The sequence below is a fragment of the Streptomyces sp. NPDC002809 genome, from assembly GCF_040295435.1.
Taxonomy (GTDB): Bacteria; Actinomycetota; Actinomycetes; order Streptomycetales; family Streptomycetaceae; genus Streptomyces.
Genome location: NZ_JBEOVJ010000042.1, coordinates 1 through 21392, shown reverse-complemented (window position 1 = coordinate 21392; position 21392 = coordinate 1). Strand labels below are relative to the sequence as shown.

16 protein-coding genes are annotated in these 21392 nt (G+C 70.8%); 8 read left to right on the top strand and 8 right to left on the bottom strand.

Annotated elements, in window-relative coordinates; all coding sequences use genetic code 11:
* The first annotated feature begins 81 nt into the window (after window positions 1-81).
* The gene (locus tag ABT025_RS23615; RefSeq protein ID WP_502972009.1) at window positions 82-1530 is read left to right on the top strand and encodes a nucleobase:cation symporter-2 family protein; all 1449 of its coding nucleotides are present in this window, start codon (window positions 82-84) and stop codon (window positions 1528-1530) included.
* 83 nt (window positions 1531-1613) lie between these two features.
* Here ABT025_RS23615 and ABT025_RS23610 read toward each other — a convergent pair whose 3' ends face one another.
* The 3 genes from ABT025_RS23610 to ABT025_RS23600 all read right to left on the bottom strand — a co-directional run bounded on the left by ABT025_RS23610 (window position 1614) and on the right by ABT025_RS23600 (window position 3997).
* A complete protein-coding gene (locus ABT025_RS23610; protein ID WP_350997831.1) occupies window positions 1614-2477 on the bottom strand; it encodes a chitosanase in 864 nt (287 codons plus the stop codon).
* A 171-nt stretch (window positions 2478-2648) separates the two neighbouring features.
* On the bottom strand, window positions 2649-2960 hold the full coding sequence (locus ABT025_RS23605; protein ID WP_350997828.1) for an SH3 domain-containing protein: 312 nt from the start codon (window positions 2958-2960) through the stop codon (window positions 2649-2651).
* Window positions 2961-3148: 188 nt separating this feature from the next.
* Window positions 3149-3997 (bottom strand): chitosanase, encoded by an 849-nt coding sequence (locus tag ABT025_RS23600; protein ID WP_350997825.1) that lies wholly within the window; start codon window positions 3995-3997, stop codon window positions 3149-3151.
* 60 nt (window positions 3998-4057) lie between these two features.
* Here ABT025_RS23600 and ABT025_RS23595 point away from each other — a divergent pair, with 60 nt between their 5' ends.
* Window positions 4058-4741: an alpha/beta fold hydrolase gene (locus ABT025_RS23595; RefSeq protein ID WP_350997822.1), complete on the top strand. Its 684-nt coding sequence runs from the start codon at window positions 4058-4060 to the stop codon at window positions 4739-4741.
* A gap of 22 nt (window positions 4742-4763) precedes the next feature.
* Here ABT025_RS23595 and ABT025_RS23590 read toward each other — a convergent pair whose 3' ends face one another.
* The gene (locus ABT025_RS23590; protein WP_350997819.1) at window positions 4764-5369 is read right to left on the bottom strand and encodes a TIGR03086 family metal-binding protein; all 606 of its coding nucleotides are present in this window, start codon (window positions 5367-5369) and stop codon (window positions 4764-4766) included.
* 320 nt (window positions 5370-5689) lie between these two features.
* On the opposite strand from ABT025_RS23590, the gene ABT025_RS23585 reads away from it, so the two are divergent.
* A complete protein-coding gene (locus ABT025_RS23585) occupies window positions 5690-6682 on the top strand; it encodes a fibronectin type III domain-containing protein (protein ID WP_350997816.1) in 993 nt (330 codons plus the stop codon).
* Between the two features lie 19 nt (window positions 6683-6701).
* Here ABT025_RS23585 and ABT025_RS23580 read toward each other — a convergent pair whose 3' ends face one another.
* From ABT025_RS23580 to ABT025_RS23565, 4 genes are read right to left on the bottom strand one after another with little or no spacing between them, the layout of a single operon-like run.
* Window positions 6702-7730, bottom strand: coding sequence for a LacI family DNA-binding transcriptional regulator (locus ABT025_RS23580; protein ID WP_350997813.1), 1029 nt, complete (start codon window positions 7728-7730; stop codon window positions 6702-6704).
* A 53-nt stretch (window positions 7731-7783) separates the two neighbouring features.
* The gene (locus tag ABT025_RS23575) at window positions 7784-8665 is read right to left on the bottom strand and encodes a carbohydrate ABC transporter permease (protein WP_350997810.1); all 882 of its coding nucleotides are present in this window, start codon (window positions 8663-8665) and stop codon (window positions 7784-7786) included.
* Complete coding sequence (locus tag ABT025_RS23570; protein WP_350997807.1) at window positions 8662-9642, bottom strand: carbohydrate ABC transporter permease; 981 nt, start codon at window positions 9640-9642, stop codon at window positions 8662-8664. Before ABT025_RS23570 ends, ABT025_RS23575 begins: the two co-directional genes overlap by 4 nt.
* Window positions 9639-10964 (bottom strand): ABC transporter substrate-binding protein, encoded by a 1326-nt coding sequence (locus tag ABT025_RS23565; protein ID WP_350997804.1) that lies wholly within the window; start codon window positions 10962-10964, stop codon window positions 9639-9641. The genes ABT025_RS23570 and ABT025_RS23565 overlap by 4 nt, the downstream gene beginning before the upstream one ends.
* Before the next feature lie 276 nt (window positions 10965-11240).
* On the opposite strand from ABT025_RS23565, the gene ABT025_RS23560 reads away from it, so the two are divergent.
* The 5 genes from ABT025_RS23560 (at window position 11241) to ABT025_RS23540 (ending at window position 21304) form a co-directional block, all read left to right on the top strand.
* Entirely contained in the window at window positions 11241-13247 is a 2007-nt protein-coding gene (locus tag ABT025_RS23560) for a beta-galactosidase (RefSeq protein ID WP_350997801.1), read from the top strand.
* Window positions 13248-13332: 85 nt separating this feature from the next.
* Window positions 13333-14481 (top strand): glycoside hydrolase family 53 protein, encoded by a 1149-nt coding sequence (locus ABT025_RS23555; protein ID WP_350997798.1) that lies wholly within the window; start codon window positions 13333-13335, stop codon window positions 14479-14481.
* 317 nt (window positions 14482-14798) lie between these two features.
* Window positions 14799-15926, top strand: coding sequence for a glycoside hydrolase family 53 protein (locus ABT025_RS23550; protein ID WP_350997795.1), 1128 nt, complete (start codon window positions 14799-14801; stop codon window positions 15924-15926).
* Between the two features lie 84 nt (window positions 15927-16010).
* Window positions 16011-18851, top strand: coding sequence for a glycoside hydrolase family 2 TIM barrel-domain containing protein (locus tag ABT025_RS23545; protein ID WP_350997792.1), 2841 nt, complete (start codon window positions 16011-16013; stop codon window positions 18849-18851).
* A gap of 164 nt (window positions 18852-19015) precedes the next feature.
* Window positions 19016-21304, top strand: a complete 2289-nt coding sequence (locus ABT025_RS23540; protein WP_350997789.1) for a glycosyl hydrolase family 18 protein — start codon at window positions 19016-19018, stop codon at window positions 21302-21304.
* Window positions 21305-21392: the final 88 nt, after the last annotated feature.

Genomic DNA, 21392 nt, shown 5'->3' with positions numbered 1-21392 from the left:
ACATGTCCCGGCGACCGGCCCCGGCACCACCTCCCTGATACCCACGTCGTCCCAGACGTGTACCCGACCGGAGGAACCGCCGTGGCAGCTACGCCCAGGTTTCGCAACGACGCAAGTGCAGCCCCCGCCCCCGACGGTGAGCCGGCAACGGCCCCGTCCGACCGGAAGCATCCGGTCGACGAGACGCTCCCCCCACTGAAGATGTTCACCAGCGGCCTCCAGCACGTGGCCGCGATGTACGCGGGCGTGGTGGCCCCGCCCATGATCGTGGGACCCGCCGTGGGCCTCACCGCCAAGGAGACCGCCTTCCTGATGGGGGCGAGCCTGTTCACCGCGGGGATAGCCACCCTGCTCCAGACGCTCGGCTTCTGGCGGATAGGCGCCCGGCTGCCGTTCGTCAACGGCGTCTCGTTCGCCGGGGTGACGCCGATGGTGGCGATCGGCAAGGACCGCGGACACGACGGCATAGCCGTGATCTTCGGCGCGATCATCGTCGCCGGCCTCCTCGGCTTCGTACTCGCCCCCTATTTCTGCAAACTGGTCCGCTTCTTCCCGCCCGTCGTCACCGGCACGGTCATCACCCTGATCGGCATCTCGCTGCTGCCGGTCGCCTTCAACTGGTCCCAGGGCGGCAACGCCACGGCCGACGACTACGGTTCCACCACCAACATCACGATGGCGGCGGTCACCCTGGTGATCGTTCTCGCCCTGCGGAAGCTGCTGCGCGGATTCCTCCAGCAGATCGCGATCCTGCTCGGCCTCGTCGTCGGCACCGTCATCGCGATCCCGGTCGGCATCACCGACTTCGGCGCCATCAAGGACGCCGATGTCGTCGGCTTCCCCACCCCGTTCCACTTCGGGGCACCGCAGTTCGAGATCGCGGCGATCGTCTCCATGTGCATCGTGATGCTGGTCTGCATGACCGAGTCGACCGCGGACATGCTGGCCCTCGGCAAGATCGTCGGCCGTCCGGCGGACGAGCGGACCATCGAGGGCGGTCTGCGCGCCGACACCCTGGGCAGTGCCGTCAGCCCGCTGTTCAACGGCTTCATGTGCAGCGCCTTCGCCCAGAACATCGGACTGGTCGCGATGACGAAGGTCCGCAGCCGCTTCGTCGTCGCCGCGGGCGGCGGCATCCTCATCCTGCTCGGCCTGTGCCCGGTGGCCGCGTCCGTCATCGCGCTGGTGCCGCTGCCGGTCCTGGGCGGCGCGGGCATAGTGCTCTTCGGCTCGGTCGCGGCGAGCGGCATCCAGACGCTGGCCACCGCCGCGCTGGAGAAGGGCGAGAACGCGCTGATCGTGGCGGCGGCCGTCGGCGTCGGGCTGATACCGATCGCGGCGCCGGAGTTCTACCACGCCTTCCCGAAGGACCTCCTGGTCGTCCTCGACTCGGGGATCTCGACCGGATGCGTCGTGGCGATCGTCCTCAACCTGGCCTTCAACCACCTGGGCCGGAAGCCGGACACCGAGGCCGAACCGGATGCCCTGGACCGCGAATCGGTCAACGCCCTGCCGGTGGCCGTGCACTGACGTTCCGTCAAAGTGCTGTGGCGCGTACGGTTCCGCCCTCGGGGGCGGCCGTACGCGCCACAGTCGACATCTGCCCGGGTGCGTCAGCCGATGTGGAAGCTGTCGCCGTACACCTTCCAGTCGAGCGGCGGATCCAGGTTCAGATTGCCTTCGTCCAGGAAGACCCGCTGAGCGGTGTCCACCCGGCTGGTGTCCGAGTGGGCCTCCTCCTGCTGCATGGCCCAGACCCGCGCGTCCAGGAAGGCGTTGAGGTAGGTGACCTCGTTGCCGCCCTGGGCCGGCGGCTTCGCCTTCGCGAGAGCGCGCTTGCGGATGGAGCCGAAGCTCGTGCTGTCGCCGCCGTCGCCGTGCATCACGATGGCGTCGTAGTAGGCGAACTGGCCGAGCGTGCCCAGCCCGTCGCTCCTGCCCCGGCCGACCGCCGGGTCGAAGTACACCCGGTCGCGCTCGTCGTTCTGTGCCTGCTGGAACGCCGGATCCCCGGCAGCCGTCTCCCAGGCCTCGCTGAAGCCGGGGTCGAGGCCCTCGTGCGAATCGGTGCCGTCCACGTCACGCAGGGCCGGCAGGTACTCCGCGAGGACGTTGTCCGGCTCCCGCTCGGTGTACAGCTCCACCAGGTCGAGCATGTCGCCGGTGCCGGAACAGAAGCCGATGATGCCCGCCGTGTAGCCGCGGCCGTCGTCGATGTCCTCGATGTAGCCGTACTGGCCCTTCCAGTCCAGTGAGGAGTTCTCGGCGCTGGAGACCAGCTGCATGGCGATGTCCTTCTTCGCCGGATCGTCGAGCCCGGTCGCGGCTGCCTCCTGTTGGTGAACCGCCGTGGGGGCGGAATCGGTGCCGGCGAAGGCCGTGGCGGGTATCGCCGTGAGGGTCAGGCCGAGCGCGACGAGTGCGACGCGCACGGATCGGTTGTTGCGACGTGCGGTGCGCTTGTGGGGAGCGTGCACCAGTCCTCCAGGGGAGTTCGTCGTTCCGATGGTTCTGTTAGGAAGCTTTCCTATCAGAGTCGAACGATGGTCGTACACCCCTTCGACGCCGGTGAGTTGGGCGAGTCCCGGAAGCGCGAAGGCCCCGCACCGGGCGCCGGGGCGGCCGGTGCGGGGCGGCGGAACTCCGGTTCAGCAGTCCAGATAGGCCACGTGGATCCAGACGCCGGTGGGTCCGCCCCACAGGTCACCCATCACCCAGTTGCCCTGCTGGCCGCGGTAGTCGAGGTTCTGTCCCCGGTTCACCTGGCCCAGGACGGGGTAGTCCGTCCCGGGTCCGCCGCGGAAGTTCACCCCGTTGTCGTTGACCGTGCAGACCTGGGCCGGTGCCGCCTTGACGCTGTGCGCGGCGGTCGTGCCCGGGGCGGCCTGGGCGGCGGGCGAGACGGCCAGGCCCAGACCGGCGGTCAGCACGGCCGCGGCCAGCAGAATCTTCTTCATCATGTCGCAAGCTCCTCGATGATCCGGCCCACGAGGCGTGTGCCGTCCGCTCGCCCCAACGGGCGGGCCGGCCCTGCGGACACGGCCGGGCGCGGACGGTCCCCCGGAAGTGAAAGCGCAGGTCACGCGTGGTGCGCACCGGCGCACACAGAACCTGGGGTCAACGCTTCGCGCGCCCGTCGATCATGGGTTTACGAGCCGTCCGGATCCTTGATCAGATAGCTGTCGTCGTACACCTTCCACCGCAGCGGTGTCTCCAGACCGAACCTGCCCTGGCGCACGAACACCCGCTGCGCCGTCTCGACCCGGCTGGTGTCGGTGTGCGAGGGCTCCTTGCGGATCGCCGCGACCCGGGCGTCGAGGAAGGCGTCGAGGTACGCAGCTTCGTCGCCCCCCTCCGCAGGGGAGGCGTCCGCGGCGAGGGCCTGGCGGCGGATCGTACGGAACCCGACGGTGCCCTCCGTGTCACCGGCCCCGTGCATCACATAGGCGTCGTAGTAGATGAACTGGCCCAGCGCGCCGAGCCCGTCCTCCTTCGCCTGACTGACCGCGGGGTCGAAGTACGACCGGTCCCGCTCGGTGTCCTGGGCCGCGCGGAACGCCGCGTCACCGCCGGCCGCGGCCCATGCCTCGGTGAACGGCCGGCCGAGACCCGTGTGTGCGTCGGTCCCCTCGACCTCCCGCAGGGCGGGCAGGAACCGTTCCAGCGGATTTCCGGGCCGGGCCTTCGCGTACCGCTCGACCACGTTTCGCATGTCGCCGGTCCCGGAGCAGAAGCCGATGATGCCCGCCGTGTACCCGCGCCCGTCGCCGATGTCCTGGATGTACGTGTACTGGGCCTTCCAGTCCAGGGTCGAGTTCTCGGCGCTGGAGACCAGCTGCATGGCGATGTCCTTCTTCGCCGGATCGTCGAGCCCGGCACCGGCGGCCCCCTTGCCGGACGAGGTGCCGGTCCCCGCCCCCGTGCAGCCGGTCAGCATGGCGACTGCCATGGCGAGGGCGGCGAGGGGGCTGACCAGGGAACGCGGGGTGAGCTTCACTGTCCCAGCCTGCCAGGCCGGGGGAGTGATCTTCCCTCATTCGGCTGTAGCGTCAGGGGTATGGATGATCAGTCTGTTGTGGATGTCGGCGGTGTACGTCTGGCGTACCGGACCTGGGGAGACCCGTTCGGCTCGCCCGTCGTGCTGCTGCACGATCTCGCCGATTCCGCCGCGAGCTGGGAGGCGGCCGGGAGCCTGCTCGGTCAGGAATGGCGGGTGTACGCCCTGGACCTGCGCGGCCACGGGGAGAGCGACTGGCCGGACGAGTACGACTTCGAGCTGATGCTCGACGACCTCTTCGGCTTCCTCGAGGCGTGCAGTCTCGACCGTGTCGGCCTGGTCGGCCACGGCATGGGCGGTGTCGTCGCGCATCTGTTCGCCCAGATGCACGCGGACCGGGTGGAGCGCCTGGTGCTGGTGGAGACCCCGCCGCCCTTCCCGGGGGCGGCCGGCCCCGACGTCCAGCCCGACGGGCCGGCCGACTACGACGAGGCCGTGCTCCCGGCCGTACGGAACCAGCTGGCCGACCCCGACCCGGCGTGGGAGGAGGGCCTCGGCGAGATCGTCGCCCCGACGCTCATGCTCGCCGGCGGCCCCGCCAGCACCATGCCGCAGGAGCGGCTGCAGGACATGGCGACGTTGATCCCGGACTGTCATCTGATCACCCTCGGTGGCGGCCACCAGGTGCACCGGGTCCACGCCGACCAGGTCGCTCAGCAGATCACGGAGTTCTTCACCAGCTGACGCGTGGCAGTGGCCCCCGGACTCAGCCCTCGGGCTGCCAGTCCGGGCGCCGCCCACTGCGGGCGACCGCCCGGTCCACCAGGGGTGCGTCGTCCGGGACCGGGACCGGCGGGCCGAACGGGGCGGTGTCCGGCGGGTTGTCCCCGAGGTCGGCCAGCAGTGCCATCGAGGTCCGCAGATGCGCCTCCTCGGCCCGGTACGGCTGCCCGGTCGACCTCGCCAGGTCCCAGCCGTGCAGCACCAGCTCGTTGAGCGCGACCATGCCGGCCACCTCACCCGGCAGGTCCACGCTGCCCGCCCGGGTCATGCCCTGCCAGGCGTCGGGGGAGCGCCAGGCCGCCACCATCTCGTCGAGGGCCACGGGCAGCGTGCTGCGCCACCCGTCCGCCAGCAGCCCCGACTCCACGGAGGGCGCCGTGTCGGTCGTCGCGCCCAGCTCCTTGCGCGCGGCATCGCGAAACGCCACGGCCAGTCCCTCGACGTGGGCGAGCAGCGCGCCCACCGTGACATCGGGGCACGGGGTCGGCCCGGCCAGTCGGGCGTCGTCGATGGCGTCGAGCATCCCGGCGATCTGCCGGGCCGCGGGTTCGAGGTCGAGGCGGGGTGCGGAGTTCGTCTGCGTATCCATACCTGTGCAGACTGCCCGGACACCCCGGACTCATCGCTCGGCGCACCACGTGTCCCCGCAGAATGATCCGGCCGGGCGGACCGGGTACCGCCGGACCGGCGATCGGATCGGTGGCGTGCGCGACGAGGCCCGCCCGGGCGCCGTCCGCGGCTCCCGGCGCGACGCCTCGTACGGGCGGCGCCTCGTACGCGCGGCGTCCGACGGCGTACCTCGGGTGGCGCAAACCGCGGTGCACACCGGCACATTGCGGAAGGTTCCGCTCCGTCCCCTTGTCGGCAGCCCCCACACCATGCGATACAGGTCTGGACCATTGCTGTCGGATGGAAGGCACCACCGTGCAACGCCCCCACGCAACAGCCGCGTTGGCCTGCTCCGCCGCCCTGCTCCTCGCCACGCTCACCGCCTGCGGATCGGAGGCCGAGGCGGACACCGGGAAACCGACCGCACCCCATGGGGTGACCGCCCAGGCGAGCAGCGCCACTTCCGCGCACGTGATGTGGGAGCCCGCCACGGACGACAGGGCCGTCACCGGCTACGAGGTCTACCGGCAGGGCAGGAAGGTCAAGTCCGTTCCGGCGGCCAAGGTGATGACCGACGTCGACGGGCTGACCGCCTCGACCGCCTACACGTTCACCGTCCGCGCCCGGGACGCCGCCGGGAATCTCTCCGCGCCGAGCACCGCCGCGGCCGTCACCACCCCCGCGCCGACCCCCGCCGACCACGAGGCCCCCACCCGGCCGGTGGAACTGCGCGGCAAGGCCGACGGCAGCAGGGCCGCGACCCTGTCCTGGGGCGGCTCCACGGACGATGTCGGCGTCACCTCGTACGACATCTACCAGGAGGGATCCCGCATCCACAGCGTGCCCGGCACGCGGACCACCGCCCGGCTGACCGGGCTGCGCCCCGGCACCGTCTACACCTTCACGGTCCGCGCCCGCGACGCGTCCGACACGTCGTCGTCCGACAGCAACACCTTCGACCTCACCACCGCGACCGCCCCCGGAGCGCCCGCCAGTACCGCCCCCACGGACCTGCGGATCACCAGCACTGCCCAGGGCGCGGAGTACGCCGTGGACCTCGACTGGAAGCAGCCGGAGACCGGCGGAGAGATACCCGCCTACCAGCTCTATCTGGACGGCCGGCTCACCACCACGATCGTCTGGGGCGGCGAACCGCCCGTGGGCCGGGCGAGCTACCGGCTCACCGTCGGCGAGCCCCGCGGCACCCGCCACTCGATGAAGATCCGCGCCAGACTCCCCGACGGGAAGTGGGGCGACTTCTCGGCGGCGCGCACCGTGGTGCTCGGCGGCTGACCGGTCACGGCGCGTGCGGCTATGCGGAGTCGCGGATCACCAGTGACGTCGGGAGTATCACTGCCGCGGTGTCCTCGCCGGCCATCTGGGTGAGCAGCATGCGGACCATCTCGGCGCTGATGCGGTCCCAGGGCTGGCGGATCGTGGTCAGTGCCGGACTGACGGCCGTGGCTGCGGGGGAGTCGTCGAAACCGCCGACCGCGATGTCGTCCGGGACGGTGCGGCCGGCCTGCTGGAGGGTGAAGATGACCCCCTGGGCCATGAGGTCGGATGCGACGAACACGGCATCCATGTCCGGTGCCCGGTCGAGGAGGCGGCGGGCCGCCTCCTCGCCGCCGGCGCGCCGGTAGTCGCCCTCCGCCACCAGCGCCGGATCGTAGGGCACGCCCGCGCTGTCGAGCACCTCGCGGTAGCCGGCCAGGCGCTCGGTGCCGCCCGGGGTGTCGAGCGGACCGGTGATCATGCCGATGCGGCGGCGGCCGGCCGTGAGGAGGTACCGGACCATCTCGCGGGCCCCGTCACGGTCGTCGGCCGCCACATAACTGACCTTGGATCCCAGCCCGAGCGGTTTGCCGCAGGCGACCAGGGGGATTCCGGCGTCGCGCAGCTCCACGGCCACCGGGTCGCCGCTGTGGCTGGAGACCAGCAGGACGCCGTCGACGTGGCCCGAGGTGATGTAGCGGGTCAGCCGGCGCCGGTCGTCCTTGGCGGAGGCGAGCATCAGCAGCAACGGGATGTCGTGCCGGGCGAGGTGCTCCGTGCAGCCGCGCAGCAGCACGTTGAAGTTGGGGTCCTCGAAGAACTTCTCCTGCGGCTCGGTCAGAAGGAAGGCCACCGAGTCCGAACGGCCGGTGCTCAGGCTGCGGGCATGCCGGTTGACCACGTACCCGGTCTTCTTGATGGCGGCCTCCACCGCCGTGCGGGCGGCGGGTGAGACGTAGTGGCCCCCGTTCAGGAAGCGGGAGACGGTTCCTCGCGAGATGCCCGCCTCACGTGCCACGTCGTGGATGGTGGGAGGCTTGCGTCGGTCGTTCGCGCTGGGGGTCATGTTCCTCGATTGTGCCGGGTGGTACGGACGGGCTCGGTGGCCGGGCCGGGCGGTCAGGCCTTGACCGAGCCGCTCAGCAGATCCAGCGACCAGTACCGCTGGATCACCAGGAAGAGTCCGATCAGCGGGAGGACCGCCAGCAGGCAGCCGGTGATGACCAGAGTGTAGAGCGCGGGCTGGGAGGCGCCCTGGGAGAGCAGGGTGTACAGCCCGAGCGTGAGCGGGAACTTCGTGTCGTCGGCCAGCATTACGTACGGGAGCAGGAAGTTGTTCCAGATTCCGACGAACTGGAAGAGGAAGACCGTGATCAGGCCGGGCATCATCATCGGCACGGCGATGCGGGAGAAGATCCGCCATTCGCTCGCCCCGTCCATGCGGGCGGCCTCGAGGAGCTCGCCGGGCACCGCGGCCGACGCGTAGATCCTCACCAGATAGACGCCGTACGGCGAGAGGATCGACGGCAGCAGCATCGACCAGTACGAGTCGGCCAGGCCCATCTTGGACAGCAGCAGGTACTGAGGGACGGTCAGGACGATGCCGGGCACCAGGACGCCCGCCAGGATCGTCTTGAACACGAACTCCCGCCCACGGAAGGCGAACCGGCCCAGCGCGTAGCCGCCCGCGGCCGAGACGGCCGCCGAGAGCAGGGCCCCGAGGCCGGCGTAGAAGGCGGAGTTCGCCATCCACTGCCAGTAGATGCCGTCGCGGTACGCGGTCAGGTCGCTCAGGTTGTCGAGGAAACCGCTGCCGGGGGCGAAGGTGAACGTGCTGAACAGCTCGTCCCGGCTCTTCGTCGCCGCCATGACCACCCAGATCACGGGGATCAGGCAGTACAGGGCCCCGAGCGCCAGGACGATCGTGGGAATCCAGGCGGTGCGCCGTGGGCCGCGGGAGGTCCGGTCCCCGGGCGTGCTGCTGAGGGTGAGGGCGGTCATGCCTGGTCCTCCCGGGTGAAGCGGTCGGAGACGCGCAGGAGAGTGAAGGAGAGCGCGAAGGTGGCCAGTGCGAGGACGACCGCGGTGGCGGAGGCCCCGTACATGTCGGCCTTGCCGAACGCGCTGTCGTAGATGGCCATCAGGGGGCTCCAGGTGTTGGGGACGCCGTTGGTGAGGGGCTGGAGCGTCTTGGGTTCGCTGAACACCTGGAGGGTGGCGATCACCGAGAAGAAGAAGGTGAGGACCAGGGAGGGCAGCACCATCGGGATCTTGATGCGCAGGGCGATCTGGAGGCTGGAGGCGCCGTCGAGACGGGCGGCCTCGTAGACCTCCTGGGGGATCGCGCGCAGTGCCGTGTAGATCACGATCATGTTGAAGCCCGTGCCGCCCCACACCGCGATGTTGGCGAAGGAGAAGTACAGGTTGGTTCCGTCGAACAGGTCCGGCGCCGTCACGCCGAACTTGTCGAGGACGTACACGAACGGGCTGACGGCTGGCAGGTAGAGGAAGCCCCACAGCAGTGCGGCGATGACGCCGGGCACCGCGTACGGCAGGAAGATCATGAGCCGGGAGAAGGGGCCGCCGCGGACCTTCTCGGTGTCGAGCATCAGGGCGAAGACCAGGGCGAGACCGAGCATGGTCGGGATGACGATCATGCCGTAGCCCAGAGCGCGCAGGACGCTGTGGCCGAATTCGGAGTTGTGGAGCACGGCGGTGTAGTTGGACAGCCCGCTCCAGACCTCGGAGCGGCTTCCGGAACCGAGGCCGAGGCCCTTGACCTGGACCTTGTGGAGGCTGAGCCAGATCGCGTAGCCGATGGGCACGATGGTGAAGACGGCGAACAGGACCAGCGTCGGCACCAGGAAGAAGTAGGGCGCGGTGCGGCCGGGGCGGCGGACGCGGCGGGGCGCGGCGGGCCCGGCCGCCCGGGGCGCGACCCGCGTACGGGTCGCGCCCCGGGACGGAGCGGTGGTCATGCCTCGGTCACCTCGAAGCCCTGCTTCTTCATGTCGGCGAAGGACTTGTCCTGCATGGCGTCGACCGCGGTGAGGAACTGCGCGCTCTTCCTCGCCTTGGTGGCCTTGCCGAAGCCGTCGTTGAAGGCGCCGTAGGCGGTCTGTACGTTCGGGCCCCAGGCGGACGCGGCGGTGGTCGCCGAGATCTCGGCGGCCGTGTCGTAGAAGTCCGCCTGGTTCGGGAAGAACGCGGGCGTGCTGAGCACCTCGCCGGACTGGCCCTTCGTGGCCGCCGGGTAGATGCCGGCCTCCTTGACCAGGGCGGCCAGCGCCTCCGGGTCGGTGTTCAGCCAGCGCGCGAACTCGGCGGCCGCCTCCGTGTGGTCGGAGTCCGTGGAGACACCGGTGGAGGAGCCGCCCCAACTGCCGGTGGCCTTGGCGCCCTCGCCCCACTGCGGCAACGGTGCCATGCGCCACTTGCCCTTGGTGTCGGGGGCCGAGCTGACCAGGACACCGGGCGCCCACACGGCGGAGACCCAGGCGAGGTGGGTGCCCGTGTTCAGTGCCTTGTTCCACGCCGGGGTGTACATCGGCTGGTTGTCGATCACGCCCTCCTGGACCAGCCCGCCCCAGAACTCGGCGACCTTCTTGGTGGCGGTGTCGTCGATGCCGACCGTCCACTTGCTGCCGTTCACCGTCCACCACTGGGCGCCGGCCTGCTGGGCGAGGCCCGCGAACAGGCCCGGGTCGTTGGAGGAGAAGGTGGTCAGGTAGGCGTCGGGGACGGCCTTCCTGGCGGCGCGCGCGGTCTCGGCGAACTCGTCCCAGGTCCCGGGGACCTTCAGGCCGTGCTCCTTGAACAGGTCCTCGCGGTAGTAGAACATCAGCGGCCCGGAGTCCTGCGGGATCGCGTAGAGCGCGTCGGTCCCGAGTGTGGTCATGGCCCATGTGCCCTCGGAGAACTCCGACTTGGCGTCCTTGGCGTACTTGGAGATGTCGGCGAGGACGTCGTTGGAGACCAGCGTCGGCAGGGCCTGGTACTCGACCTGGATCAGGTCGGGGGCGTTGCCTGCCTTCTTGGCGGTGATCAGCTTGGAGACGATCTCGCCGCCGCCGGCCTGCTTGGAGACGGTGACCGTGATGTCGGGGTTCTTCTTGTTCCAGATGGCCGCGACCTTCTCCATGCCGGGGGCCCACGACCAGTAGGTCAGCTCGACCGGGCCGCTGCTCTTGCCGGAGCCGTCGTCGGAAGGGCCGCAGGCGGCGAGGGTGCTGGTCAGCCCGAGGCTCAGGGCCCCGGCGAGCATCGTCCGCCTGCTGAGCTGGCGACGGTGGATCGACATCTTCTTCTCCCCTGACTGAGAACGAGCCGGCCTCGGAACGTCCCGCCCGTGCGGCAACCGCCGTGGGGGGACGGGGCTGCGGGCAGGTGACCGATGGGCTGTGCGCGAGGGCCGCGGGCTCTGTGATCGTGCACAGTAGAAAATTGTTTCGGTCTCTTGTCAATGGATGAAACCTGGGGTTACCTACTCGTTGCTCGGGTGTGTCCTTCCCGAAGAAGCCTGTGCACGCTCACAGAATCGCTGCATCACCTCGTCTAATTTGCTGGGAGTCAACGCATGTCCCCCTCCGCTCGACGCGCTCTTTCGCCACTCGCCTACGGGGGTGACTACAACCCCGAGCAGTGGCCACGGGAGGTGTGGGAGGAAGACATGCGACTGATGCGGGAGGCCGGTGTCACCCTCGTCTCCCTCGGCATCTTCAGCTGGGCCCGGATCGAGCCGCGGCCCGGCACCTACGACTGGGAGTGGCTCGACACGATCGTCGGCATGCTCCATGACGCCGGGATCCGGATCGACCTGGCCACCCCCACGGTGGTGCCGCCCGCCTGGTTCTACCGGGCGCACCCCGAGGCGCTGCCGGTCACCCGCGACGGCGCCCGCCTCGCCTTCGGTTCACGTGGCGCCATCTGCCACTCCAACGCCGACTACCGGGCCGCCGCCGCACAGATCACCACCAGGATCGCCGAGCGCTACGGCGACCACCCCGCCGTCGCCCTGTGGCACGTCCACAACGAGTACGGCGCCCCCGTCCTGACCTGCTACTGCGACAACTGCGCCGCCGCCTTCCGTGCCTGGCTGCAGGACCGCCACGGAAGTCTCGACGCACTCAACGAGGCCTGGGGCACCACCTTCTGGGGCCAGCTCTACGGTGACTGGGACGAGATCACTCCGCCCCGCACCACCCCCACCGTCTGCAATCCGGCGCAGCAGCTGGACTTCCAGCGCTTCGCCGACGCCCAGGCCCGCGCCAACTTCTGTGCCGAGCGCGACATCCTGCACCGCCTGTCACCCGGAGTGCCCGTCACCACCAACTTCATGGTCGCGCCCAGCCAGTGCGAGGGCGTCGACTACTGGGCCTGGGGCGCGGAGGTGGACCTGGTGTCCAACGACCACTACCTGGTCACCGACGGGCGCCGTACCCACGTCAACCTGGCCCTCACCGCGGACCTGACCCGTTCCGTCGCGGGCGGCGCCCCCTGGCTGATCCTCGAGCACTCCACCTCGGGCGTCAGCTGGCAGCAGCACAACCCGGCCAAGGCGCCCGGCGAAATGGCCCGCAACTCCCTCGGCCACGTCGCCCGCGGCTCCGAGGGCGCCATGTTCTTCCAGTGGCGGCAGTCCCGCAGCGGCGCGGAGAAGTTCCACTCGGCGATGCTGCCGCACGGCGGCACCGGCACCCGCGTCTGGCGGGAGGTGGCCGACCTGGGCCGCCGCGTCGGGGACCTGGCCGGCCTGCGCTCCACCCGGACCCGCGCGGACGTGGCCATGGTCTGGTCGTGGGAGTCCTGGTGGGCGCAGAAACTGGAGTGGCGTCCCAGCCAGGACCTGGACGCCCGGGAACGCCTCGACGCCTTCTACGAGGCGCTGTACGACCGGAACCTCACCGTCGACTTCTTCCCGCCGAGCGGACTGGGCGACCTGGACCCCGAGCGCTACCCGCTGCTCGTCGTCCCCCAGCTGTACGCGGCACCCGCCGGCATCGCCGCCGATCTGGAGCGGTACGTCTCACGCGGCGGCACCCTGCTGGTCTCCTTCTTCTCCGGCATCGTCGACGAGAACGACACCGTGCACCCCGGCCCCGTCCCGGGGGCGCTGCGCGACGTACTGGGCCTGACCGTCGAGGAGTTCGACGCCCTGCTGCCGGGCCGGAAGCTCACCGTCAGCGCTGGTCCGGACACGACGTTCGAGGCGGACCTCTGGTCCGAGTTCGTCGTCCCGAACGACCCGGACGGCTGCGAGACCGTCGCCACGTTCGCCGACGGCCGCGCCGCCGGACACCCCGCCCTCACCCGGCACGCGCTCGGCGACGGTGCCGCCTGGTACCTGGCCACCCGGCTGACTGGCGCGGACCTGGCGGCCGTGGTGGACCTGGCCGTGTCCGATGCGGGCATCGCCCCTGCCGGACTGCCCCACGACGTCGAACTCGTCGTACGCGAAGGCGAGTCGGGCACGTTCCGCTTCGCCATCAACCACACGGATGCCGAGGTCAAGGTGGTCCTGCCGGACGGGACCTGTGCCGCCGTCGCCGCCGGCGCGGTCGAGGTGTTCCGCGACCCGCGCTGAGGACCGGGCGGCCCCGCCCTCCTCTCCCCGCTTCCCGTTCTCCGTCATCTCAGCAGAGCCCGATTCACTGTGAAGGGACCTCGAAATGCGCAGACGCAGCCTTCTCGCCGCCGGAGCAGCCGGCGCCGCGGCGATGGCCGTACCCGCCCTGGGTGCCGCCCCCGCCTTCGCGACCGGTTCCCCGGGCCCGGCGCACCGCCGCCTGGAGATCCGTGGCCTGGACATCTCCTCGCTGCCCAAGAACGAGGATCTCGGCGCCGTCTACCGCCGTGCCGACGGCCGCCGCGCCGACCTGATCGACATCCTCGCCGACGCGGGCATCACCCACGCCCGGCTGAAGGTCTGGGTCAACCCGGCCGACGGCTACAACAACAAGGCGAGGATCCTCCCGCTGGCCCGCCGTCTGAAGCGGGCGGGCATCGCGATCTGGGCCGACTTCCACTACTCCGACACCTGGGCCGATCCCGCGCACCAGCCCAAGCCCGCCGCCTGGACCGGACTGGACGCGGCCGGCCTCACCCGTGCCGTCCACGAGCACACCGCCGACGTCCTCGGCGCGCTCAAGCGCCAGGGCACCCCCGCGGACCTGGTGCAGATCGGCAACGAGATCAACGGCGGCATGCTCTGGCCGGAAGGCGACTGGGAGCACTGGGACAACCTCGCCGCCTTCCTCAAGGCGGGTCTGCGCGCAGCGAAGGACACCACGCCGCGCATCCGTACGATCCTGCACCTGGCCAACGGCGGCGACAACGGCCTGTACCAGTGGTGGTTCGACAACGCCGTCTCGCGCGGCGTCGACTTCGACATCATCGGCCTCTCGTACTACCCCTTCTGGCACGGCCCGTTGGAGGGCGCCGCCGCGAACATGGCCGACATCACGGCCCGTTACGGCAAACCCTGTCTGATCGCCGAGACCGGATACCCGTTCACGCTGGACAGCGAGGACGCGACCAACGACATCATGAACAGCCCTGCCCAGCTCACCGACGGCTACCCCGCCACACCGGAGGGCCAGGCCGCCTGGATGCGGGCCGTCGCCGACCTCGCGGCCGCGGTCCCCGGCAAGCAGGGCCTCGGCTACTGCTACTGGGAAGGAGCCTGGACCTACCGCGCGGGCAGCGGCTGGAACGAACAGGACCCGGCATCGGGCAACGCCTGGGAGAACCTCGCGCTGTTCGACTTCGATGACAGGGAACTGCCCGCCCTGAAGGCCCTGGGACGCTACCGCGGCTGACCCGGCTGACCCGGTTGACCGGCTGACCCGGCAGGCGCGGCTGGCCCGGTTGGCCCGGCTGACCTGGCAGGCCCGGCTGACCCTGCCGTCCCTGCCTGACGGACCCGGCCCGACCGGGTCCGTCGGTCCTGTCGGTCCCGCCCGGCCCGTCTGATCCTGCCCCGGGCGGTCCGGCCGACCCGGCCGGCCACGCCGACCTCTTCGGCCGTACCCGGGAAGCCTGCCGGGACCCCCGCACCGCGTCGTCCGCACCCCGCACCCCCGCACCCTCGCACCCTCGCGCGCCCACCCCGCACCCCCGCACCGGAAGGAACCCCATGCGTCGTCGCGCTCTGCTCAAGGCCGCCGTTGCCACCGTGGCCGCCCCTGCCGTTCTCAGTGCCCTCGCGACCCCGGCCTCCGCCGCCACCGCCCTGTCGGTCCGCGGCATCGACATCTCGTCCCTGCCCAAGTCCGAGGCGCTGGGCGGGGTCTACTACTCGTCGAGCGGGACCCGGACCGACGCCGTGGCGCTCATGGCCACCGCCGGTGTCAGCCACGCCCGGCTGAAGGTCTGGGTCAACCCGGCCGACGGGTACAACAACAAGGCGAAGATCCTCCCGCTGGCCCTCAGGCTGAAGGCGAAGGGCATCAAGCTGCTCGTCGACTTCCACTACTCCGACACCTGGTGCGACCCGGCCAACCAGGCGAAGCCGGCCGCGTGGTCGTCGTACTCCGTCGCGCAGCTGTCCACGGCCGTCTACAACCACACCGCCGACGTCCTCGGTGCCCTCGTGGCCCAGGGCACCCCCGCGGACCTGGTGCAGATCGGCAACGAGATCAACGGCGGCATGCTCTGGCCGACCGGCGACTGGAACAACCTGGACAGCCTGGCCACGTTCCTCAAGTCCGGCATCAGCGCCGCCCGCGCCACCACCTCCGGCGTCCGCACGGTCCTGCACCTGTCCAACGGCGGCGACCAGAGCCTTTACCAGTGGTTCTTCGACGCCATGAAGGCACGCGGCGTGGCCTGGGACGTCATCGGCCTGTCCTTCTACCCGTACTGGCACGGCACCCTCGCCGAGCTCTCCGCCAACCTGGCGTTCGTCACCGCCCGGTACGGCACCCCCGCCCTCGTCGCCGAGACCGCCTACCCCTGGACCCTCACCGGCAAGGACGGCTTCGCCAACCTGGTCAGCACCTCCAGCCAGCTCACGTCCGGCTATCCGGCCTCGTCCGCCGGCCAGAACGCCTGGGTCAGGGCGGTCGCCGACACCGTCGCGGCCACCCCGAACGGCATGGGGCTCGGCTACGTCTACTGGGAGGGCTTCTGGACGGCCGTCACCGGCAACGGCTGGGACCCGACCGACCCGTCCTCCGGCAACAACTGGGAGAACCAGGCCCTGATCGACTACAGCAACAAGGCCCTGCCCGCGCTGTCCTCGATCGGCTCCTACCGGGCCTGAGCACCCCGAGGGCGCCTCCCCGACGAGGCGCCCTCCCTCGCCCTCCCGCCCTCTGGCCACCCCGCCCGCCCGTCAAGGAAGTTCATGTCCTTCTCCTACGTCGAAGACTTCGCCCCGGGTACCGGCACGCTCCCGCCGCGCGCCCACTACGCCGCCTCGGACGCGGCCCGTCTCTCGCTGAACGGTGAATGGCGGTTCCGGCTCTCTCCCACGGCGGATTCCGAGGACGAGTCGTTCGCCGTACCCGGACACGGGGCCGAGGACTGGGCGCGGATCACGGTGCCGGGTCACTGGGTCCTCCAGGGCGAGGACGGCGCGTACGGCCTGCCCGCCTACACCAACCACCTCTACCCCTTCCCGGTGGACCCGCCGCGGGTGCCCACCGGGAACCCGACCGGCGACCACCTGCACACCTTCGACCTGCCGGTGGGCTGGCCCCGGGACGGGGACGCGGTGCTCCGCTTCGACGGCGTGGAGTCGTGCGCCCGCGTCTGGCTCAACGGCGCACTCCTCGGCGACTTCAAGGGCAGCCGGCTGCCGCACGAGTTCACGGCCGGGCACCTGCTGAAACCGGCCGGGAACGTGCTGGCCGTCCGCGTCCATCAGTGGTCGTCCGGCTCGTACCTGGAGGACCAGGACCAGTGGTGGCTGCCGGGCATCTTCCGGGACGTGACGCTGCTGCACCGGCCGCCGGGCGCGGTCGGGGACTTCTTCGTCCACGCCTCGTACGACCACACGGCCGGAACCGGGACGCTGCGGGTGGACAGCGACGTCGCGGGGCGGGTGACGGTGCCGGAGCTCGGCGTCGACGCGGTGACGGGGGAGTCCGTGACCGTGTCCGTCGAGCCGTGGACGGCCGAGACGCCCCGGCTGTACGACGGTGTCCTGGCGGCCCCCGGCGAACAGGTCCCGCTGCGCATCGGATTCCGTACCGTGGCGGTCGAGGACGGGCTGATCAAGGTCAACGGACGCGCCGTCCTCTTCCGGGGCGTCAACCGGCACGAGTGGCATGCGCGGACGGGCCGCACCCTCGACCCGGAGACCATGCGCGAGGACGTGACGCTGATGAAGCGCCACAACATCAACGCCGTCCGTGCCTCCCACTACCCGCCGCACCCCGACTTCCTCGACCTGTGCGACGAACACGGTCTGTGGGTGATCGACGAGTGCGACCTGGAGACCCACGGCTTCGTCGAGCAGGACTGGCGCGACAACCCCGTCGACGACGACCGCTGGACCCCCGCGCTGCTGGACCGGGCCGCCCGCATGGTCGAGCGCGACAAGAACCACCCCTCGGTGATCATCTGGTCGCTCGGCAACGAGGCCGGCACCGGCCGCGGCCTGACCGCCATGGCGGAGCAGATCCGCGACCGCGACCCGGACCGCCCGATCCACTACGAGGGCGACCCGAGCTGCCGCGACACGGACCTGTACTCCCGGATGTACGCCACCCACGAAGAGGTCGAGCGCATCGGCCGCGGCCTGGACGGCGGCACGGACAAACGCCGCGGGCTCCCCTTCGTCCTGTGCGAGTACGCCCACGCGATGGGCAACGGACCGGGCGGACTGGCCGACTACCAAAGGCTGTTCGAGGCGTACCCCCGTAACCAGGGCGGCTTCGTCTGGGAGTGGATCGACCACGGCCTGCGGCACGCGACGTACGGCTACGCCTACGGCGGCGACTACGGCGAGGAGCTGCACGACGGGAACTTCGTCTGCGACGGGCTGCTCTTCCCCGACCGCACCCCGTCCCCCGGCCTGGCCGAGTTCAAGGCGGTGATCGCCCCGGTCCGGATCGAAGGCCCCGCCGAGGGACGTGACTCCGTACGGATCTCCAACCTCTACGACTTCCGCGGCCTTTCGCACCTGGCCTTCGAATGGTCCTACCGGGTCGACGGGAAGAAGACGGCCGGCGGCCCGCTCCCGGTACCGGCGCTGGCCCCAGGAGCGAGCGCCGAAGTGACCCTCCCGCCGCGGCCCGCGCCGGGCGCCGCGGCAGGCGAGCAGATCTGGACCGTGCGGGCCCTGGAGGACGGCCACGAGGTGGCGTCCGGCCAGGTGACGGCCGTGGCCCGCGGCCCGCTGCCGCCGGTGCACGGTGCCCGCCCGCGGCGGGACACCCGCCGGATCACGCTCGGCCCGGCCACGTTCGACGCCCGCACTGGCGGCCTGCTCACGATCGGGGGGATCGAGCTGCGGTCCGGCCCCCGTCTGGACGTGTGGCGCGCCCCGACGGACAACGACAACGGTGCGGACTGGCAGCCCCGCCTCCAGTACGGGCAGCACTGGCGCAGGCTGGGGCTGCACCGGATGCACCACCGCCTGGATGCGGTGGAGGTGACGGACGAGGCGCTGACCGTACGCACCCGGGTCGCGCCGGCCGCCCGTGACCTCGGCCTGGCCACGGTCCACCGGTGGACCTCGGACGGCGACCGGCTCCGCCTGACGGTGCACGTCACCCCCGAGGGCGACTGGCAGGTGCCGCTGCCGCGGCTCGGGGTACGTCTCGGCCTGCCCGGCTCGGCGCACGCGGTGCGCTGGTACGGCGGCGGCCCGGGCGAGGCGTACCCGGACAGCCGGGCGGCCTCCCGGCTCGCGCGCCGGGACAGCGACGTGGACGCGTTGCAGACGCCGTACGTCCGGCCGCAGGAGAACGGCGCCCGAGCCGACGTGCGCTGGGCCGAGATCGGTGGCCTGCGGATCGAGGGCGAGCCGGAGTTCTGGTTCTCCGCGCGCCGCTGGACCAGCGAGCAGCTGGACGCGGCCCGGCACCTCAGCGACCTGGTGCCGGGCGACACGGTGTGGGTCCACCTGGACCACGGCCTGACGGGTGTCGGATCGCAGGCCTGCGGCCCCGGCCCGTTGCCGCAGGACCTGTTGCGGGCGGAACCGGCACAGTTCTCCCTCACGTTCCGGGAGCTGTGACCGCGGGTCCGGGAGGTCCGGACGGGCACCGCGGGCGCCGATAAATGGTCTGTACCTATTGACGAGTTGGTCCAGACCAATTAGTTTCCCCTGTGCTCCATGGCACCAAGTGCACCCGCTCCCCCCGAGGACCGCCTCACCGGTCCCAGTCCCCAGGGAGAACCATGTTCGAGCACATGCCCCTCAGACGGAGAACGGCGACTGCACTGCTCGCCGTTCTCGCCCTCCTCCTCGCCCTGCTGTCCCTCCAGACCGGCCCCGCGCACGCGGCGGGCAAGCTGACAGCGACCTTCACCTCGGCCGACAACGGCCCGTGGTGGAAGGGGACTTACATCCTGCGCAACGACACCGACACGGCCGTCACCGGCTGGAGCCTTGAATTCGACCTGCCCGCCGGCGTCGCGATCAGCTCCTCGTACAACGGCACCGTCACCACCCAGGGCAGCCACCTCACCGCGGTCAACGCCCACTACAACGGCACGGTCGCCGCACACGGCACCACCGAGCCGTACAGCTTCTGGTTCGTCGCCACCGGCCCGATCACGGCGCCGACCGGCTGCCGGATCAACGGCGACAAGTGCGACGGCTCCGCGGACGCCCCGCCCGGCGCGCCCGGCGGGCTGAAGCGTACGGACGTCACCGCCCGCACCGCCTCACTGGCCTGGACGGCCGCCGCCGCGGGGGACTTCCCCGTCGCCTCGTACGACATCCTGGCCGGCGGCAAGGTGGTGGGATCGGCCACCGCGACGACCTCCGCCACGGTCACCGGCCTCACCCCCGCCACCGCGTACTCCTTCACCGTCCGGGCCAAGGACACCCGGGGCAACACCTCCGCCGAGAGCGCCCCGCTGGCCGTCACCACCGTCGACCCGGCCACCGACACCTCCCCGCCGACGGCCCCCGGTGCCCTGCGCGCCACCGCGACCGACTCCTCGTCCGTCACGCTGGCCTGGACCGCCGCGACGGACAACCAGCGGGTCGCCGCGTACGACCTCTACCGCGGCTCCGCCCTGGCCACCACGGTCTCCGGCACCACGACCACCGCCACCATCGGCGGCCTGTCGCCCTCGACGTCGTACACCTTCACGGTCAAGGCCCGTGACGCGGCCGACAACGCCTCGCCCGCGAGCAACACCCTCACGGTGAAGACCGACGACATCGTCGGTGCGGGCAACTACGCGAAGGTCGGCTACTTCGTCCAGTGGGGGATCTACGGCCGCCAGTACTTCGTCAAGAACCTCCACGACTCCGGCGCCGCCGGAAAGCTCGACATCGTCAACTACGCCTTCGCCAACATCGACCCCAACAACCTCACCTGCCTGAACGGCGTCACCAAGGGCACCACGGCCGACCCGCAGGACCCCGAGCAGGGCACCGGCGCCGGTGACGCGGACGCCGACTACACCCGCCCGTTCAGCGCAGCCCAGTCCGTGGACGGGGTGGCGGACGACGGCTGGGGCAAACTGCGCGGCAACTTCAACCAGTTGAAGAAGCTGAAGAAGCTGCACCCGAACCTCAAGATCGTGGTCTCGCTCGGCGGCTGGACCTACTCGAAGTACTTCTCCGACGTCGCCGCCACCGACGCCGCCCGCAAGAAGTTCGTCTCCTCCTGCATCGACATGTACATCAAGGGCAACCTGCCCGAGTACGGCGGAGCCGGCGGCCCCGGCACCGCGGCAGGCATCTTCGACGGCTTCGACATCGACTGGGAGTGGCCGGGCACCGGCACCGGACACCCGGGCAACCACTACTCCCCGGACGACAAGGGCAACCTCACCCTGCTGCTCGCCGAGTTCCGCAAGCAGCTGGACGCGCTCGGCGGCGGACACCGCCTCCTCACCGCCTTCACCCCTGCCGACCCGCAGAAGATCGGTGAGGGCTGGGAACTGGGCAAGGTCTTCGACTCCCTCGACGTGGCCAACGTCCAGGGCTACGACTTCCACGGCTCAGGCAGCGACAACTCCTGGGAACCGAACCGCACCGGCCACCAGGCCAACCTCTACACGGACGCGCAGGACCCGTACGACTTCCACTTCAGTGCGGACGCCGCCATCAAGGCGTACACGGACGCGGGCGTCGAACCCCGCAAGCTGACGCTCGGCATCCCGTTCTACGGGCGCGGCTGGCAGAGCGTCACCGACGGCGGGGCGGCGGGCGAATGGCAGCCCGCGGGCGGCGCGGCCCCTGGCCAGTTCGCCGAGGAGGCCGGGACCCGGGGCTACTCCAACCTCATCGGCGCGTACCCGACGATGACGGTCCACCACGACGAACAGTCGGTGTCCACGTACGGCTACACCGGCAACCAGTGGTGGTCCTTCGACGACACCTGGTCCATCGGCAAGAAGACGGCCTATGTGAAGGACAAGGGTCTGCTCGGCGTCATGGTCTGGGAGATGTCCGGGGACACACCGCAGGGCACGCTGATGGGTGCGCTCGACACCGGGCTCAAGTAGCGCCACCGGTAACGGACCGGCCGGCGACGATGGGCACCGGGACCCGTTCGTCGCCGTACTTCGTCCGTACGCCCTCCATGCCGAGCGA